The sequence below is a fragment of the Gemmatimonadota bacterium genome (assembly GCA_041390125.1).
Lineage (GTDB): Bacteria > Gemmatimonadota > Gemmatimonadetes > Longimicrobiales > Gaopeijiaceae > JAGQIF01.
Genome location: JAWKQN010000003.1, coordinates 338,431 through 355,517, shown reverse-complemented (window position 1 = coordinate 355,517; position 17,087 = coordinate 338,431). Strand labels below are relative to the sequence as shown.

Annotated in this window: 16 protein-coding genes; 4 read left to right on the top strand and 12 right to left on the bottom strand. The window is 72.5% G+C overall.

Annotated elements, in window-relative coordinates:
• Positions 1–44: 44 nt before the first annotated feature.
• The 8 genes from speB to R3E98_03015 form a co-directional block, all read right to left on the bottom strand.
• A complete protein-coding gene (gene speB / locus R3E98_03050) occupies positions 45–974 on the bottom strand; it encodes an agmatinase (GenBank protein MEZ4422363.1) in 930 nt (309 codons plus the stop codon).
• Positions 975–1,019: 45 nt separating this feature from the next.
• Positions 1,020–1,520, bottom strand: coding sequence for a Fur family transcriptional regulator (locus tag R3E98_03045; protein MEZ4422362.1), 501 nt, complete (start codon positions 1,518–1,520; stop codon positions 1,020–1,022).
• Positions 1,517–1,954, bottom strand: coding sequence for a hypothetical protein (locus tag R3E98_03040; protein ID MEZ4422361.1), 438 nt, complete (start codon positions 1,952–1,954; stop codon positions 1,517–1,519). Before R3E98_03040 ends, R3E98_03045 begins: the two co-directional genes overlap by 4 nt.
• A gap of 9 nt (positions 1,955–1,963) precedes the next feature.
• Positions 1,964–2,956, bottom strand: coding sequence for a DHH family phosphoesterase (locus tag R3E98_03035; GenBank protein ID MEZ4422360.1), 993 nt, complete (start codon positions 2,954–2,956; stop codon positions 1,964–1,966).
• A gap of 175 nt (positions 2,957–3,131) precedes the next feature.
• Positions 3,132–3,791, bottom strand: a complete 660-nt coding sequence (locus tag R3E98_03030) for a PHP domain-containing protein (protein ID MEZ4422359.1) — start codon at positions 3,789–3,791, stop codon at positions 3,132–3,134.
• A complete protein-coding gene (coaE, locus tag R3E98_03025; GenBank protein ID MEZ4422358.1) occupies positions 3,788–4,987 on the bottom strand; it encodes a dephospho-CoA kinase in 1,200 nt (399 codons plus the stop codon). The genes R3E98_03030 and coaE overlap by 4 nt, the downstream gene beginning before the upstream one ends.
• A gap of 55 nt (positions 4,988–5,042) precedes the next feature.
• On the bottom strand, positions 5,043–5,417 hold the full coding sequence (locus tag R3E98_03020) for a hypothetical protein (GenBank protein MEZ4422357.1): 375 nt from the start codon (positions 5,415–5,417) through the stop codon (positions 5,043–5,045).
• A gap of 12 nt (positions 5,418–5,429) precedes the next feature.
• A complete protein-coding gene (locus R3E98_03015; protein ID MEZ4422356.1) occupies positions 5,430–5,672 on the bottom strand; it encodes a hypothetical protein in 243 nt (80 codons plus the stop codon).
• A gap of 149 nt (positions 5,673–5,821) precedes the next feature.
• Between R3E98_03015 and R3E98_03010 the strand changes: the two genes are divergently transcribed.
• The 3 genes from R3E98_03010 (at position 5,822) to R3E98_03000 (ending at position 10,570) form a co-directional block, all read left to right on the top strand.
• Positions 5,822–6,241 (top strand): hypothetical protein, encoded by a 420-nt coding sequence (locus R3E98_03010; GenBank protein MEZ4422355.1) that lies wholly within the window; start codon positions 5,822–5,824, stop codon positions 6,239–6,241.
• Between the two features lie 14 nt (positions 6,242–6,255).
• Positions 6,256–8,301, top strand: a complete 2,046-nt coding sequence (locus R3E98_03005) for a thioredoxin domain-containing protein (protein ID MEZ4422354.1) — start codon at positions 6,256–6,258, stop codon at positions 8,299–8,301.
• Positions 8,302–8,431: 130 nt separating this feature from the next.
• Positions 8,432–10,570: a dehydrogenase E1 component subunit alpha/beta gene (locus R3E98_03000; protein ID MEZ4422353.1), complete on the top strand. Its 2,139-nt coding sequence runs from the start codon at positions 8,432–8,434 to the stop codon at positions 10,568–10,570.
• A gap of 55 nt (positions 10,571–10,625) precedes the next feature.
• Here the strand turns inward: R3E98_03000 and R3E98_02995 are convergent, their stop codons facing one another.
• Genes R3E98_02995 through R3E98_02980 form a run of 4 tightly spaced genes read right to left on the bottom strand, consistent with a single transcriptional unit; the run spans position 10,626 to position 15,766 of the window.
• The gene (locus R3E98_02995) at positions 10,626–11,891 is read right to left on the bottom strand and encodes an NAD(P)/FAD-dependent oxidoreductase (GenBank protein ID MEZ4422352.1); all 1,266 of its coding nucleotides are present in this window, start codon (positions 11,889–11,891) and stop codon (positions 10,626–10,628) included.
• Positions 11,888–13,030 carry a molybdopterin-synthase adenylyltransferase MoeB gene (gene moeB, locus R3E98_02990; protein ID MEZ4422351.1) on the bottom strand — a complete coding sequence of 381 codons (1,143 nt, stop codon included), beginning with the start codon at positions 13,028–13,030 and terminating at the stop codon, positions 11,888–11,890. The genes R3E98_02995 and moeB overlap by 4 nt, the downstream gene beginning before the upstream one ends.
• 44 nt (positions 13,031–13,074) lie before the next feature.
• Complete coding sequence (locus R3E98_02985) at positions 13,075–15,270, bottom strand: DUF2723 domain-containing protein (GenBank protein MEZ4422350.1); 2,196 nt, start codon at positions 15,268–15,270, stop codon at positions 13,075–13,077.
• Positions 15,271–15,304: 34 nt separating this feature from the next.
• Positions 15,305–15,766 carry a Rid family hydrolase gene (locus tag R3E98_02980; protein ID MEZ4422349.1) on the bottom strand — a complete coding sequence of 154 codons (462 nt, stop codon included), beginning with the start codon at positions 15,764–15,766 and terminating at the stop codon, positions 15,305–15,307.
• 211 nt (positions 15,767–15,977) lie between these two features.
• Between R3E98_02980 and R3E98_02975 the strand changes: the two genes are divergently transcribed.
• On the top strand, positions 15,978–17,075 hold the full coding sequence (locus R3E98_02975) for a hypothetical protein (protein ID MEZ4422348.1): 1,098 nt from the start codon (positions 15,978–15,980) through the stop codon (positions 17,073–17,075).
• Positions 17,076–17,087: the final 12 nt, after the last annotated feature.

Below are 17,087 nucleotides of genomic sequence, written 5' to 3'. Positions count from 1 at the left end.
GTGTGCCCTCCCTGGGTCGGGGGCGGCGGGGAGCGCGGGCGGCGTCAGCCGCCCCGCACCCGCTCGTAGCGGTAGGCCAGGAACTTGTAGGCGAGCTTCGCGACCAGGAAGTCGGGCGCGTGCAGGCCCGGGATGGGCGCCAGCTCCACGATGTCGGCGGCCAGCACCGTGCGCTCCTGGAACACGCGCCGCAGGAAGTGCAGCGTGCGGTACCAGTCGCCGCCCCCGGGCTCGGGTGTGCCGGTGGACGGCACGAGCGCCGGGTCGAAGTAATCCACGTCGAAGGTGATGTAGACCGGATCCCCGAGCCGCTCGAGCGCCCGGTCCATCCAGGTGTCGTCCTGCCACATGTCGTCGGCGAAGATCAGGTGCGAGCCGGCATGGGCACGGCTGACCTCGATCTCCTCCGTGCTGACGCCACGGATGCCCACGGCCAGCACGTCGGCGTGATCCAGCACGCGCGCCATGGCGGAGGCGTGGCTGGCGGGCGATCCCTCGTACTCCGCACGCAGGTCGGCGTGGGCGTCGAACTGCAGCACCTGGATGCGCTGCCCCGCTGCGCGGGCCACCGCCCGGATGGCCGGGGCGGAGATGGAGTGCTCGCCCCCCAGCATCAGCAGGAAGCGCGAGCCCACCGCCTCGAGGACGCGCCCGTAGGCCTCCTCCAGCTCCTCCATCGCGGACGCCGCGCCGGCGCGCGTCAGCTCCAGCGCGGGCAGCGTATGCACGCCCAGCGCGCACGGCTCGCAGTCGAGCTCCTGGTCGTAGGTCTCCACGTACCGGGACGCCTCGATGATCGCGTGCGGCCCGCGCCGCGTCCCCCCGCCGAACGACGTGGTCGACTCGTACGGTACGGGCAGCACGACGGCGCCCGCGGCGTCGAAGTCGCCGGCCGCGTCGTCCAGGCCGAGGAAGCGGTGGGGCAACTCGAACGGCAGATCCTGCAGACGTGCGTCACCGAAGGGCCCGGTCACGCTCCTTCTCCCATCCTGGGTGTGCGAGGGCCGGTTGGGCACGCTTCAGAGCGCGTCGACCGGACAGGTGAGTCCTTCGTTGGGCAGCTCGACCCCGGCCTGGTGGCACTCCGCGCACACGCCGTAGATCTCGAGGCGGTGCCGGGTGGGCCGGAATCCGAACTCGGCTTGCAGGCTCTGTTCGATACGGGTGAGCTCGCGGCTCTGGAACTCCTGCACGTCGCCACACCCGAGGCAGATGAGATGCTCGTGCTCGGGCTCGGCCGACAACCGGTGCTCGTAGCGCTTGAAGCCTTCGCCGAAGTCGTGCTCGGCCACCAGCTTGCTCTTCACGAGCAGGTCGAGCGTGCGGTAGACGGTGGCCTTGCCGATGCGTTCGCCCCGGTCCCGCAACCGCCGCTCGATCTCCTCCACCGACAGGTGCTCCTCGGACGAGAAGATGACCTGTGCGATGGCCTCCCGCTGCTGGGTGACGGGCAGGCCCCGGTCGCGCAGGTAGCGGCTGAAGATGCGGACGAACGGTGCGACGCGGGCCGGGTTGCTCACGGAGCGACCTCCTCGAACAGCTGCGCGTCGTATTCCGACAACAGCTCCTGGTAGCGCTCCTCGTCCCCCTCCAGGAGGATCTCGCGGGGCGGGCCCAGGTTCAGCTGCGAGCGGGACACGACGCCTTCGATCACGTGCGGGACGCGGTCGTCGGGCGAGACGCCCTCCTCGATGACCTGCGACTCGAGCGTGAGGCCCTTGCCGGTGCGCTCGGCCTGGTAGGTGACGGTCAGCAGCAGGCGCCGGTCCTCGTCTCCCTCCGTGAACTGCGTGGCGACCAGCAGCCCCCGCTCCCGACGCCCGCGGATCAGCGGCGGGAAGATCCAGAGGCGGTCGAGAACCCCTGCACCCAGGCGGTCCCGGAGGGTCACCAGGGTGCGGGGCAGCGCCTCCGGCACGCCCGGATCGGACGATGGCGTGACAGACTCTCTCATCCCGGTAATCTACGACTTTCGCGTATCCGCCGCGCCCCGGTCGCCGCGTGCCCGCCGGACGGCCCGCCGCGCGGCGTCGAGGACCTGATCGCGCACCTCCTCCACCGGCGCCCGCACCAACGCGCCCGACGCCTTGGCGTGCCCGCCCCCGCCGAACTGCCGGGCCAGGGCGTTGACGTCCACCCGGCCGCGGGAGCGGAACGAGATCTTGGTGTCGCCGCTCGCCGTGCTCCGGAACAGCAGACCGATCTCGGCCCCACGCACCGAGCGCGGGTAGTCCACGAAGCCGTCGAGGTCCTCGGGCGTGACCGACCAGGTGTCGAAGGCCTCGGCCGGCACGGTCATCCAGGCCACCCCGGCGTCCTCGTCCACGTCCAGCTCGGCCAGCGAGGACGAAAGGAGCCGGTAGCGATCCAGGGACGACGTGCCGTACACGCGCTCGTAGATCTCCTCGGGGTGGACCCCCCGTTCGATCAGCTCGGCGGCGATGATGTGCGCGGACGGTGTGGCGTTGCTGAAGCGGAACGAGCCCGTGTCGGTCATGACCGCCACGTAGACGGCCTCGGCGATGGGACGGGTGATGTCGGCCCCGTCCGCCAGGAGGAGGTCGTACACGAGCTCACCCGTGGCGCAGGCGCCGGCGTCGCGCAGTGCGACCCCGGTGATGGGTGCGTCCCCGGGAAGGTGGTGATCCACCACGGTCTTGGGCACGTGGTCGGTCATGCTCTTGACCCGGCCGATGCGCGGCGCCTCTCCCGTGTCCAGGACGATGACGCGGTCCGCCGAAGCGGCGACCTCCGTGGCCCGTGCGCTACCCGCGTCCAGGAAGGCCCCGGAGTCGGGCAACAGGAACGAGAAGGTGTCGGGGAAGCGCGTGGGATTGATGATCCAGCACTCGGCGCCCCGTGCGCGCACCCAGCGCAGCACGGCCGCCTCCGCTCCCGCGCCGTCCCCATCCGCATTGACGTGCGTGGTGAGCACGACGCGCGACGCGTTGCGCACGCTGTGGAGAACCTGCTCGATCGCCGGAAGACGTTCCGACGGAGTCCGGTACGGCACCGGATCCCACCCCTCCCCTCTCCCTGCACGTCGTGGCTGCCTGCGGGCAGAGCCCCAGGGGCGGGCTCTGCGCCTTGAGGACCCCGTCCGGGGCTCCCGGGTTCCGCGGACGGGACCGTCAGAACGGGAGCGCCTTGCGGACCTTGGCCCAGGTGGACGCCACGTGCACCACCGGGTGGGACGTGACCCCGTGGGGTTCGGCGCGCGCCAGCGCGTCAAGCAGCTCCGAGGGCCGGTTGAGGTGTGCGGGCACCTCGACCCAACACGCCGCGACCTCACCGAGCGTGTGCGCGTCCGACCCTGCACCACGCAGGAGTCGGTGGCGCTCCGCCACCTGCTCCGCCCGGTCGTTCAGCTCCGGCGGGCGGAGCCGACCGTTGAACACCTCGATCACGTCCAGCCACGGCACCAGCGGCTCCACCAGCTGACCGCCGCCACCCTTCCCGCGTGCGAACGGATGCGGGAGGTAGGCGATCCCGCCCTGCGCCCGGATGCGCTCGCACGTCTCCCGCGCGGGTGTCCCCTTGGGGATCAGCTCGCTCAGGTAGAGGCCGATGACGTCGATTCCCTCCGCCGTCTTGACCTCCTCGCCGGGGATGACGCGATCCGGATGGCGCGCCGCCATCTCCAGGGCGACGTCGATCGCGTTGTGGTCGGTGATGGCGATGCGCTCCACCCCGCGGGCGCGGGCGCGGGCCAGCACGTCTTCGGGATCCGAGAGACAGTCGAAGGAACCGCGGGTATGCAGGTGCAGGTCGATCCGCAGCCGCTCGCTCACGATCGCTTCCGCACGCGCTCGAGGACCTCCGCAGCGCGTTCCCGCAGGTGGGCCCGGTCTCCGTCGTTGTCGATCACGTAGTCGCTCCTCGATCGCTTGAGCAGAGGGTCCATCTGCGCGGCAATGACCCGGTCCGCCTCCGCGGGGTCCAGACCGCGCTCGTCGATCAGGCGCCGGCGGCGCTCCGCCACGGGGGCATCGACCAGCACGACCACGTCGAACTGGTCCTCCAGGCCGGCCTCGAACAGGAGCGGGATCTCCGCCGCCACCCACCGCGCACCGGCGCGCCGCTGCCGCTCCACCCACCGCTCGCGCAGCGTCTGGATGCGCGGGTGCAGGATCCCTTCGAGCCGGGCGCGCGCCTCGGGATCGCGGAACACGCGGTCGCGCATCCACCCGCGGTCCAAGGAACCGTCGGCCGCGATGGCCTCGGGGCCGAAGGCGGCGGAGATCGCGGCCAGCCCCTCGCTACCGGGCGCGGAGGCATCGCGCGCCAGGGCGTCGGCGCTCACCAGGGGCACGCCCGCCTGACGCCACACCTCCGCCACGCTCGACTTGCCGGCCGCCACGTTGCCGGTGAGGGCGACGGACAGGGGGGCACCGCGGCGGCGCCGGCGGCGCAGCCACAGCCAGGCCATCGCGAGCAGGAAAACGCCCACCCCCACCAGGCCGAGCGCGTTGTTGAGGGTCTCCCAGCTCTCCCCCGCCACCCACCCGATGCCCACGTAGAGGGCCGCCCAGGCCACCACGCCCAGGACGTCGAACAGCAGGAAGCGGCGGTAGGCCAGCGGGCTGGCCCCGGCGGCCATCGGCATCAGGGTGCGGACGAACGAGACCACCCGCGCCAGCGCCACCGAGACGAGTGGCTCGCCGGCCAGGATGCGGTCGATGCGGCGGCGGCGGTCCGGGGTCAGCCCACCCAGGGCCCGGTCCGAGTCCAGGAAGCGGGCCCCGACGCGCCGCCCGACCCAGAAGCCGATGGAGTCCCCCGCGAGGGCGCCCGCCGACGCCGAGGCCACCACGACGGGCAGCGAGAGCGTGCCGGCCGCGGCCAGCGCGGAGGCCAACAGGAGGGCCACCCCGGCCGGGACGACCAGCCCCGTGACGAAGCAGGTCTCGAGGAGGGCCAGCACGAACAGCAGGGCCGGCCCCACCCGGGGCAGGAGGTCGAGCAGCGCTGTGGTCAGTGCGTCCAACGAGGGCGTCCACCGGCATGTAGGGTCCGGCGCCGCCCCGTCCTGGACGCGGTGCCTACCGTCTCCGGTCCTGCAACCAGCGCAGGTCGTCGGGGGTCCCCATCTCGCGATCGGCTCCCCCCGACAGGATGGCGAAGGAGTCGTCCCAGACCCGGAGCGCGTACGGCGTACCCCAACTGTCCAGCCCGGATTCCTCCGTGAAGCGGCCGTCCAGCCACTCCCCGAATCCGCGGGAATCGGTGGGGAGGCGGTAGTACGTCCGGTCGTAGCCCAGCAGCTCGATCGCGATCCGCTCCATCTCGTTCTCGGTCGAGTACGCGTGGATCGGATTCAGCGCCGGCTCGATGGCTTCGACGACCCGCGGCCGCGTGCCCGGATACCACAGGGCCCCGCAGAACGCGATCAGCGCGAACAGGAACAACTTGCCCACGAGCCCCTCCGGTCAGCCGTCTCTCCTAAACCCTTTGGCCCAGAGCAGATAGCGCCTGAGCTCGTGCGGCGTGGGGGGCGTGTCCTCCCGGCCGGACGCGGTTTCCGTCCTCCAGCGCAGGTAGCGTGCCGACGGGAGCGGCAGGAAGGGGAACCGGCGATACCAGTCGCGACGCCGGATCCGCCAGCCGACCCGGATCGCGACCGGCAGCAGGGTGGGATGGCGCAGCAGGAGCCGGAGATAGAGGCCGATCATGCGGTGCGGTCGGAGGGGGCGCGGCCGTTTCGGTGCCGGCACGCTAGCGGGGGTCGCACGCGAGGTCCAGCGGGCGAGCCCGGGGCGGCCGGGGGCCGGCCCGTCAAGCGGTTGCGCGAGGCCCCGCGGGTCGGACACGTTCGGGGCCCATGGTGCGCGTGCCGGTGTTCCTCACGGGGCGGTTTCCCGTCCTCTATTCGATCCACGCCATCGACAGCGGCCGGGCCACCCAGGCGGCGGCGGTCGATGTCGCGGTGATGGTGCGTGGGTCCCCCACGATCCTCGGGATCTGCCGGATGCCGCTGGACCGCCTGGACGACGTCGTGGCGTCCCTGCAGGGCGGCGACGTGCGGGTGGCGGTGGCGGCGCTGCCGGAGGACGGACGCCCGTCCGACCTGGGGCCGCGCGCCTTCATCTCCCTCGTGTGCGCCGACGGACGACGCCTCCCCATCACCCGCATCCGCGGTCGGGAGCTCGAAGAGGCCAGCGAGCAGTACGCGAAACGCCTCGCGCGCGCCATCGCCACGGGCGCCCGTCTGGCGGACGTGGGCGACCCCGACGCGGCCTGACGCCGCGACCGCCCATGCCCAATCGCCTCGCCGACCAGGCCAGCCCCTACCTCCTCCAGCACGCCGGCAATCCGGTCGACTGGTATCCCTGGGGCGAGGAAGCCTTCGAGCAGGCTCGCGCGAGCGAGCGGCCGCTGCTGCTGTCGATCGGATACGCGGCCTGCCACTGGTGCCACGTCATGGAGCACGAGTCCTTCTCCGACCCGGGGACGGCGGCGCTCATGAACTCCGGCTTCGTGTGCGTGAAGGTGGACCGGGAGGAGCGGCCCGACGTCGACCACATCTACATGACGGCCGTGCAGATGCTGACCGGGCGCGGGGGCTGGCCGCTCACGGTGTTCCTGACGCCCGACGGGCGGCCCTTCTACGGCGGCACCTATTTCCCGCCCGAGCCGCGGCACGGCATGCCCGCCTTCCGGGAGGTGCTGCGCGCCGTGATGGACGCCTGGCGCACCCGGCGGAGCGACCTGGTGACGCATGCGGACGAGCTGCGCGACCTGATCGCGCGTTCCGGCCACACCGAGCCCGGTGGACCAGCCCCGGCGGGCGATCCCGTGCAGGCCGCCGTGGTGCGGCTGCGGAGCGCCTTCGATCCCACGCACGGAGGGTTCGGGGGCGCGCCCAAGTTCCCGCAGCCCGCGCTCCTGGACCTGCTGCTGGATTGGCGGATCGCCACGGGCGATGCGCAGGCCGGCCGCATGGTGACGCACACGCTGCGCGCGATGGCCCGGGGCGGCATCCGCGATCACCTGGCGGGCGGCTTCCACCGCTACTCCGTGGATGCCCGTTGGCTGGTGCCGCACTTCGAGAAGATGCTCTACGACAACGCGCAGCTGGCGCGCACCTTCATGCGCGCCGGACTGGCCGAGGACGCACCCGACCTGCGGGCGGTGGCGCTGGAGACGCTCGACTACGTCCTCGCGGACCTGACGGATGCGGGCGGGGGCTTCTACTGCGCGCGCGACGCCGACTCCGAAGGCGAGGAGGGCCGCCACTACGTCTGGACCGAGGCCGAGGTGGACGCCGTCCTGGGCGAGGACGCCTCCCTGTTCAAGCGGGCCTACGACGTCTCCGCCGTGGGCAACTGGGAGGGCGTCAACATCCTGCACCTCCCGCACGACCCGGACGCGCTCGCGCGTTCGGCCGGGATGGAGCCCGCCCGTATGGCCGCCACCCTGGCGTCCGCGCGCGCGCGCCTGCTCGAGGCGCGGGCCGCGCGTCCCGAGCCGCTCCGCGACGACAAGGTGCTCACCGACTGGAGCGGGCTCACCGTCCGGGCCCTGGCCGAGGTGGGCTGGCGGCTGGAGCGGCCCGCCTACGTGACGGCGGCCGCGCGCGCCGCCCGCTTCCTCCTGGACACGCTGCGTGTGGACGGCCGTCTGCTGCACGCGTGGCGGGACGGCCGGCGCGGCGAGGGCTCGTTCCTGTCGGATCACGCCGCCCTGGGCAACGGCCTCCTCTCCCTCTACGAGGCCACGCTCGATCCCGTGTGGGCGCGGGAGGCGGCCACGTTGGCCGAGGCCCTCCTGGAGCGGTTCGGGGACGCCGGCGAGCCGCTCCTGCACGACACGCCCGCCGATGGCGAGGCGCTCATCGTGCGGCCCCGCGACCTGTCGGACGGCGCGCTCCCCAGCGGCAACGCCCTGGCGGCCGAGCTGCTGGCGCGCCTGGGGCCACTCTTCGGCCGGGACGACTGGACGGAGCGCGCGCGCCGCCTGGTGGACGCCGCCCGCCCCATGGCGGACCGGCATCCCCTGGCCTTCGGCCACCTGCTGGGCGTGGAGGCCCGCCTGCGCTCCGGCCCCCTGGAGGTCGCGCTCGTGGGAGCCCCGGACGCGGTGGCGACCCTGCACCGGACGCTGGCCGCCCGGATCACCCCGGGCCTGGTGCTGGCCGGCCCCGGTCTCGACGAGAGCCCCCTGCTCGCGGAGCGCGGCGCACCCGAGGGCGAGGCCCGCGCCTGGGTCTGCTGGCACCGGACCTGCTCCGCCCCGTTGCCGGACGCGGAGTCCCTCGGGGACGAGCTGGACCGGGTTGGCCTTCCCCGGCCCTCGGGGTAGTTTCCAGCGGACCTCCGTCGGGCCCCCGAGGGGCCGGACAGGGGCCCGATCCCGTTGGATTCCTCGCGCATGAACGTCTGATCGGGAACCCGCCGGCCACCGCCTGGCCACGGGCCACCCAGGAGTGTGGATGTCGACGACCGCCGACGAGCTGGGCACCGGCCGGGACCTCCGCGGCCTCTCCCCGGAGCGCATCCTCGAGCTGTATCGCACGATGGTCACGGCCCGGCGGGTCGACGACCGTGAGATCTCCCTGAAGCGCCAGAACAAGATCTTCTTCCAGATCTCCGGGGCCGGGCACGAGGCCGTCCAGGTGGCCCTGGCCGAGCACCTCAAGCCGGCGCACGACTGGTTCTTCCTCTACTACCGGGACCGGGCCCTGAGCCTTCGTCTGGGCCAGACCCCCTACGACCACTTCCTGCAGGCGGTGGGCGCCGAGGACGACCCCGCCAGCGGCGGCCGCCAGATGCCCGGCCACTACGGGGATCACCGCCTCAACCTCGCGAACACGTCCTCCCCCACCGGCACGCAGTTCCTGCAGGCGGTGGGCTCGGCCGAGGCCGGCTGGCGCGGCAAGCGCCACGGCGGGCTGTCGGGAGCCATGGGCCCGCGGCACGACGACGAGATCGTGGTGGTCAGCGCCGGGGACGGCACCACGTCCGAGGGTGAGTTCTGGGAGGCCATGAACACGGCCTGCAACCTGAAGCTCCCCGTCCTCTTCCTCATCGAGGACAACGAGTACGCCATCTCCGTTCCCGTGGAGGTGCAGACCGCCGGCGGGAGCATCTCCCGTCTCGTGCAGGGCTTCCCCAACCTGTACATCCTGGAGTGCGACGGCTGCGACCTGCTGGACAGCTACGAGGTGACGGGCAGCGCGGTGCGCTACTGTCGCTCCGGGCGCGGTCCCGCGCTGGTCCACGCGCACGTGGTGCGGCCGTACTCGCATTCCATGTCGGACGACGAGCGCATGTACCGCACCGAAGAGGAGCGCGAGCGCCAGTCGCGTCGCGATCCGCTCTTCCGGGCGCGCGAGCTGATCCTCGCCGAGGGGTTCGCGACGGCCGAGCAGCTCGACGCGCTCGAGGCCGACGTGGAGAAGCAGGTCGCGGATGCAGCCGATCAGGCCTGCGCGCGTCCCCAGCCCTCCGTGGACACCGCCACCCGCCATCTCTTCTCCGAGGACGTGGACCCCACCGGTCCGGACTTCGACACCGAGGACAGCCCGCAGTGGGACCCGGAAGGCCGCGAGCTGACCGTGGTGGACCTGCTGAACGCATGCATGCGCTCGGAGATGGAGCGCGATCCCCGCATCGTGGTCTTCGGCGAGGACGTGGCCGATGCCTCGCGCGAGGAGGCGCTACGCGAGGTGAAGGGGAAGGGCGGCGTGTTCAAGGTCACCCACGGGCTGCAGGCGCAGTTCGGGGGGGAGCGGGTGTTCAACACCCCGCTGGCCGAAGCGAACATCGTGGGACGCGCCATCGGGATGGCGCTGCGTGGCCTCAAGCCGGTCGTCGAGATCCAGTTCTTCGACTACATCTGGCCGGCCATGATGCAGATCCGGAACGAGCTGGCCACCATGCGCTACCGTTCCAACGGCACCTACAGCTCGCCGGTCGTCATCCGCGTCACGTACGGCGGGTACCTCAAGGGTGGCGCCATCTACCATTCGCAGACCGGCGAGACGCTGTTCACGCACACGCCCGGCCTGCGCGTGGTGCTGCCCTCCAACGCGGTGGACGCGAACGGGCTGCTGCGCACGGCCATCCGCTGCGAGGACCCGGTGCTGTTCCTGGAGCACAAGCACCTCTACCGCCAGGTCTACAACAAGGGCGTCAATCCCGGGCCGGACTTCATGATCCCGTTCGGGAAGGCCAAGGTGGTGCGTCCGGGCGAGCACCTGACGCTCGTGACCTGCGGGGCCCTCGTGAAGCGCTCGCTGGACGCGGCCCGTCAGGCGGCCGACCAGCACGGCATCGACGTCGAGGTGATCGACCTGCGCACGCTGCAGCCGTTCGACATGGAGACCATCGCCGCCTCGGTGAAGAAGACCAACCGCGCGCTGATCGTCCACGAGGATTCGCTCTCGTGGGGCATCGGGTCCGAGATCGCCGCCCGCATGGCGGACGAGCTGTTCCCGTGGTTGGACGCGCCGGTCCGACGCATCGCCTCCCTGGACACCTGGGTGGCCTATGCGCCCCAGGTGGAGGAGGTCATCCTGCCCCAGACCGAGAACGTGCTGGAGGGGATCGTCTCGCTGGCGCGCTGGTAGGCACGGAAGGAGACGGCGCGGCCCGGTCGGCCGCGCGGGGGACGGCCGGGGCGGACTACCGCTCCGGCCGTTCGCGTTCCCCCGCGCCCGGCACCACCAGGCGCACCGATCGCGGGAACGACAGGTAGTTCCAGCCCCAGTTGAGCAGCACCAGGGCGCGGTTGCGGAAGCCGATGAGCTTGGCCAGGTGGATGACGAGCCACATCACCCAGGCCACGAAGCCCGTGAAGGTGGCGCCCCCCAGCTCCGCCACGGCGGCGTTGCGGCCGATCACGGCCATCATGCCGTAGTCCCGGTACCGGAACGGCGTGAGCGGCCGCCCGCCCTGTTCGGCGAGGAGGTTGCGGGCGGCGTGCGCGCCCTGCTGCAGGGCCACCTGGGCCACCTGGGCGAGCGGCTGCCCGTCCTGCTCCAACCAGGCCAGGTCGCCCACCACGTACACCTCCGGATGCCCCGGGACCTGCAGGGTGGGCTCCACCGGCACGCGGCCTCCCCGGGCCACCGGCAGTCCCCAGGTGGGCGCCGCGGGGTCGCCGGCCACACCCGCCGTCCAGATCACGGTGGCGGTGTCCAGCTCCGTCCCGCTCTTCAGGCGGACGCAGTCCGCCGTCACGCGGTCCACGACCGCGCCGAAGCGCACGTCCACCCCGCGGTCGCGCAGGCGCTCGTCGGCGTAGTGCGCCAGCCGCTCCGGCATGGCCAGCAGCAGGCGCGACGCACCCTCGAGCAGCAGCACGCGCGGCTCGCGCAGCGGGATCTCCGGGTAGTCGGGGTGGAGCGGTCCGAACACCAGCTCCGCCAGCGCGCCCGCGTACTCGACGCCCGTGGGGCCACCGCCGACGATCGCGAACGTCAGCAGGCGACGGCGCTCCGCGTGGTCGGTGGAGCGCGAGGCCCGCTCGAAGCAATCGAGGATGTGCGCGCGCAGGCGGATCGCCTCCGGCATGGTGCGGAGCGGGAAGGCGTGCTCGCGCGCGCCCTCGACGCCGAAGAAGTGGGCCACGCTGCCGGCCGCGAGCACGAGGCGATCGTACGCCAGCGTGCCGGTGGACGTGGTGAGGAGGCGCCGCTCCAGGTCCACGTGCTGCAGCGCACCCTGGCAGAACTGCACGCCGGTCCCCCGCAGGATCGAGCGGATGGGATGCGCGATGGACGTGGGCCCCAGCTCGGCGGCGCCCACCTGGTAGAGCAGCGGATAGAACGTGTGGTACGCGTGTCGGTCGAGCAGCGTGACGTGCAGCGGCGCGCCGGCCAGCCCGCGCGCCGCCTCGATGCCCCCGAAGCCACCCCCAACGATCACCACGCGGGGGAGCGCGCTCATGGCGTGGCCGGCGTTGCGCCGTGCCGCAGCGTCCAGGCGCGGTAGCCGCCCTCCAGGTTGCGCGCGTCGTGGTAGCCGCGGGCCCGCAGCATCTCCACGGCCTGCGCGCTCCTCACTCCGCTGGCGCAGTACACCACCAGCGGGCGGTCCACGGGCAGCTCCCCGGCCCGCGCCTCCAGCTCGCCGAGCGGGATCCAGCGCGCGCCCAGATGGCCGAGGTGGCCCGCCTCCCACTCGAAGGCTTCGCGCACGTCCAGCAGGAGCGGCGTGGCTCCGGCATCCAGCTCCGCGCGCAGCGCGTCCACGTCCACACCCGGCACGTCGCTGCTCACGCCACAGAAGCGCTCGTAGTCGATCAGCGCGGTGACGGTGGGCGCATCGCCGCAGACGGGACAGTCGGGATCGCGCTGCAAGGCGATCTCGCGGAAGCGCAGACCGACCGCATCGAACAGGAGCAACCGACCCACGAGGCTCTCCCCCGCCCCCACGATCCACTTGATGGCCTCGAGCGCCTGGATGGAGCCCACGATACCGGGCAGCACGCCCACCACGCCGGCCTCGGCGCAGTTGGGGACGAGCCCGGCCGGCGGGGGCTCACGGAACAGGCAGCGGTAGCACGGCCCGCCCGGTGCGGCGAACAGCGACGCCTGCCCCTCCCAGCGCAGGATGGCTCCGTAGACGTTGGGGATCCCGAGCAGCACGCACGCGTCGTTGACGAGATAGCGCGTGGGGAAGTTGTCGGTGCCGTCCAGCACCAGGTCGTACCCGTCGAGGATCTCCAGCGCGTTGGCGCTGCTCAGGCGGGCCTCGTGCCGCTCGACGCGCACGTGGGGATTCAGGTCCGCCAGCCGGTCGCTGGCCGAGGCGAGCTTGGCGCGCCCGATGTCGGAGGTGCCGTGCAGGATCTGGCGCTGCAGGTTGGTGGCGTCGACGACGTCGAAGTCCACGAGTCCGAGCGTGCCCACGCCCGCGGCCGCGAGGTACATCGCCGCCGGAGAGCCCAGGCCACCGGCGCCGACCAGGAGGACGCGCGCGTCCTTGAGCGCGCGTTGCCCCGCCCGTCCGATCTCGGGGAGGACCAGGTGACGGGCATACCGCGCCAGCTCGTCCGGCGTCAGGTCCGTGGGGTGCGCGTCCATGCCTCCACGACCCCGTCCCGGTGCGGGGGGTTCCGGGAGGGGCGTCAGCCCCCGCCGGCGCCGATGCGGTTGCGCCCGGTCTCCCACGTGCTGAGGAACGCATCCCCCTTCTCGCGCAACGCTTCCACCTGCGCCTCCGGAAGCCCGGCGCGCGCGGCACCTTCGGCGAGCTGCGCGTAGAAGATGTAGTACTGCAGCGGGATGTTGAGCGTGGCCCGGTCCTGCCACAGCTCGCGGTCGCCCAGGCTGCGTGCGGAGAGTACGTCCTCGGCGAGGCGCAGCGACGCGGGAACGTTGACGCGTCCCCCGCCCATCTGCGGGGGAAGCTCCACCAGGTCGGGCTCGGGGTCCGCGTCCGGCCGGCGCGGATCCAGCTTGACCGCGAGCCCGTGGCGCACGGCCCACTGGTCCAGCCCCAGCTGTCCCATCAGGCCGGCGGAGGATGCGAAGTAGATGGGTCGCTTGCCCAGGCTGTCGCGGATGATGAACAGCGACAGGAGCTGTCCGCGATTGAGGAACGTCCCGGCCTCGTAGGAGACGGCGACCGGGCCCAGCCCCATGACGAAGTTCTGGGGCACCGGGCCTCCCTGCACGCGGTCCATGTCCTCCGGCGGGAGCGACAGGATCGGTGCATCCGGCAGAGCCACGGCGGATGCGTCGTAGACGCCGTCCGCGGCGCCGGGCTCGAAGGCACGCTGGCGCGCGGGCGCGGAATGCCGCTGGAGCTGCTTCGGATACCACGACGTGAACAGGTACTGCACCACCACCACGGTGACGTCCTTGCGGATGCCCTCCACCTCCTGGGCGTACCAGAGCGGGAACGTGTCGTTGTCCCCGTTGGTGAAGAGCACGCCATACGGCTCCACGGACATCAGCAGGTCGTGCGCCCAGTCACGGGCGGCGTAGTCTCCTGCGCGGCTGGCCCACGTCCAGTTCATGACGAGGGGCAGCACGGCCACCACCAGGACGGGTGCCGCGGCCCAGGAGGCGGGACCCGTGGAGCGTCGCTCGCCCAGCAGACGCCACACGCCGGACAGACCCAGCCCCACCAGCACGCCCCACAACGAGAAGCTCGCGACGAAGAAGTAGTCGCGCTCGCGGACCTCGTGCAGGTTGAGATCCGTCACCTCGGGCGCGAGCGAATACCCGAACTTGAAGTTCAGGTAGAAGACCAGCGCGACCGTGAGCGTCCCGGTCAGCGTGGCCATGTACGCGAACAGGCGCCGGTCGGCGCGCCACAACGTCCACAGCCCGAAGCCGCCGAGCACGAGCATGAGCAACGTCACGGGCAGGCGGCGGCTGCCGGGGAGATCCGACGCGTCCAGTCCGCGCGCCCACTGCCAGTCGAAGTACTGGAAGTAGTTGAGGAGCTGGTGCGAGAACGGCGCGTTGCGCTGGCTGATGGGCGGCTTGGCGTACTGCACGCGCTGCAGGTTGTCGGCCAGCGCGGGACACCCGGCCTTGCCGTTCGTGTAGACGGCCACGGCCGCGCCGGCCACGCTCTCGCAGGAGGGCTCGCCCTCGTTGATGATCGGATCCTGCGCGGAGCGGATGGGCAGGAAGAAGTTCACCGACAGCGCCAGGACCACCGCGGGCAGCGCGCGCGCCCAGAACAGCGGCCGGGTCAGGACCGCCGGCATGGTGAGCGCGATCAGCAGCAGCCCGGCCGGGAGCGGCAGGACCGACATCATGTGGTTGGTGGAGCCCAGCACCAGCAGGTACAGGATCCCGACCAGGTAGCGCTCGCTGCCGGGCTCGGAGCGCCGGTCGTGCCAGCGCAGCGCCAGCCACGTCACCCAGGCGATGATCAACGTCGAGACGGTGTAGACCTTCTCGTTGACGTTGGACTGGTTCCAGACCGTGTACGCGGTGGCGGACAGCACGGCCGCGGCCACGGCACCCAGCTTCGCGCGCCGGTCGTCGCGCAGGACGGGGAGCAACAGCCGGTGCGCCACCAGGAACCACAGCCCGGCGGACGCGGCGCTGGTCACGGCGGCGAACAGGTTGATGCGCACCGCCGGGCTGAGGCCGGTGGGCGCCAGCAACAAGGCCCAGGTGCGGGCCAGCATGACGAACAGCGGATTCCCGGGCGGGTGCGGGATGCCGAGGATGTACCCGGTCGCGATGTACTCGCTGGTGTCCCAGAAGGCGGTGGTGGGTGCCAGCGTCACGACGTAGAGCACCAGGACCGCGAGCGCCATGAGCGCCGCGGACCCGTAGGGAGGCCGGGAATCGGTCATCCGTCGAAGGCTCGGGGAGAAGCGGGCGGAATGCCTACCGGCAGGCCGCGATGAAGGCGATCTCGACGATGCCCTGGGCCGGGATCTGGTTGACGGCCAGCGCGACGCGCGCCGGCGGATCGCTCGGGAAGTACTCGCCGTAGACCTCGTTCATCCCGGCGTAGTCGTCGATGTCCGTCAGGTAGACGTTGCCCATCACCACGTCCTCGAAGCCGACCCCGATCTCCTCGAAGAGCGTCTTGAAGCTCTCCATGACGTTGCGGGTCTCGGCCTGGATGCGGCCCTCCGTCATGGCCCGCGTCTCCTGGGTGGCGCCGACCTTGCCCGCGAAGTAGATGGCCCCACCCGCGCGCACGGCCTGGCTGTACGGCAGCGAGCTGCTCGGGTTGATGGACTCGCGCGCCTCGCAGGCGGATTGCTGCGCGGGCGGCGACTGGGCTTCGGCCTGGCATCCGGCCAGCACCGTGACGAGGGCGAGGACGTGCGTGGCCCGCATGGCATCGGCTCCGGGTTGAGAGGTCAGACGGAAAACCCCGGATAGTCCCCCCGAGGTCCGCCGCGCGCAAGGCGGCGGGGCGCTCGCGCGCGCGCCGCGCCCGGCGCGTCGGAGTGCCTTCCGACATCCCGCGTGCCGGGCGTTCCGGTCCACGGGTGGCCGCCCGCCCCGTCCCTGGCGGCGCCCCGGGCCCCCCGCCAGGTTCGGCGCCATGCTGTCGGGTTATCGACGCGCGATGCGCTACAGCCGCGCCTGGGCGGGGAACCCCATCCCGCTGCGGGAGGACGAGATCACCGTGGCGGCGGGGCCGCGCTCGGTCCCGGCCACGCTGTTCGTGCCCGCCCGGCCGCGCGGCCCCCTGCCCGGCTGGGTGGTGCTGCACGGCCTGACCCGCCCGGGTCGCGCCCACCCCTCCCTGCTCCGCTTCTGTCGCGCGCTCGCGTCCAGCCCGGCCGTGGTGCTCTGCCCCGAGGTGCCCGAGTGGCGGGAGCTCCGCCTGGCGCCCCGGGAGGCCCAGCCGATCATCCGGTCCTCCGTGCTCGCCGTGGCCGGGCGGCCGGAGACGGAGGGCCCCGCGGGCCTGCTCGGCTTCTCGTTCGGGGCACCCCAGGCGCTGCTGGCGGCCACCGATCCCGCCGTGGAGGGCACGCTCGGCTGCGTGGCCGGCTTCGGGGGCTTCTTCGACCTGGACGCCACGCTGCGCTTCCTGTTCACGGGCCACCACGCCTGGGAGGGCCGTCCGCTGCACCGCCGTCCCGATCCCTACGGCCGCTGGGTCGTGGGCGCCAACTACCTGACGGCCGTGCCCGGCTACGAGCGCGCCGGTCCGTTGGCAGAGGCGCTGCACACGCTGGCCGTGGCCGCGGGAGAGCGGCAGATCGAGTCCTGGGACCCCGCGCACGACCCCGTGAAGGACGCGCTGCGCGCCGGTCTGCCCGCGGAGTTGAGGCCGGTCTGGGACGTGTTCGCACCGGCGGGCGGGGGCGACCCCACGCAGGAGCAGGCCGCCCCGCTGGCCCACGGGCTGGCGGAGGCCATCCGGGCGGACGCGGTGGGCCTGGAGCCCCGCCACCACATCGAAGCGCTCCGGACCCCTGTGCGTCTGCTGCACGGCTCGGGGGACGCGCTGATCCCGTACACGGAGACGCTGCGGGCGGGGCGCGCGTTGAGCCGGGCCGGGCACCGGGACGCCCGCGTGACCATCACGGGCCTGTTCGCGCACTCGGGCGAGGGCGAGGGGTCGGGCCGGCGCACCGTCGAGGCGCTGCGGCTCCTGCGGGGTCTGGCGGGGGTGCTGGGCGCGGTCTGAGACGCGCGGGCG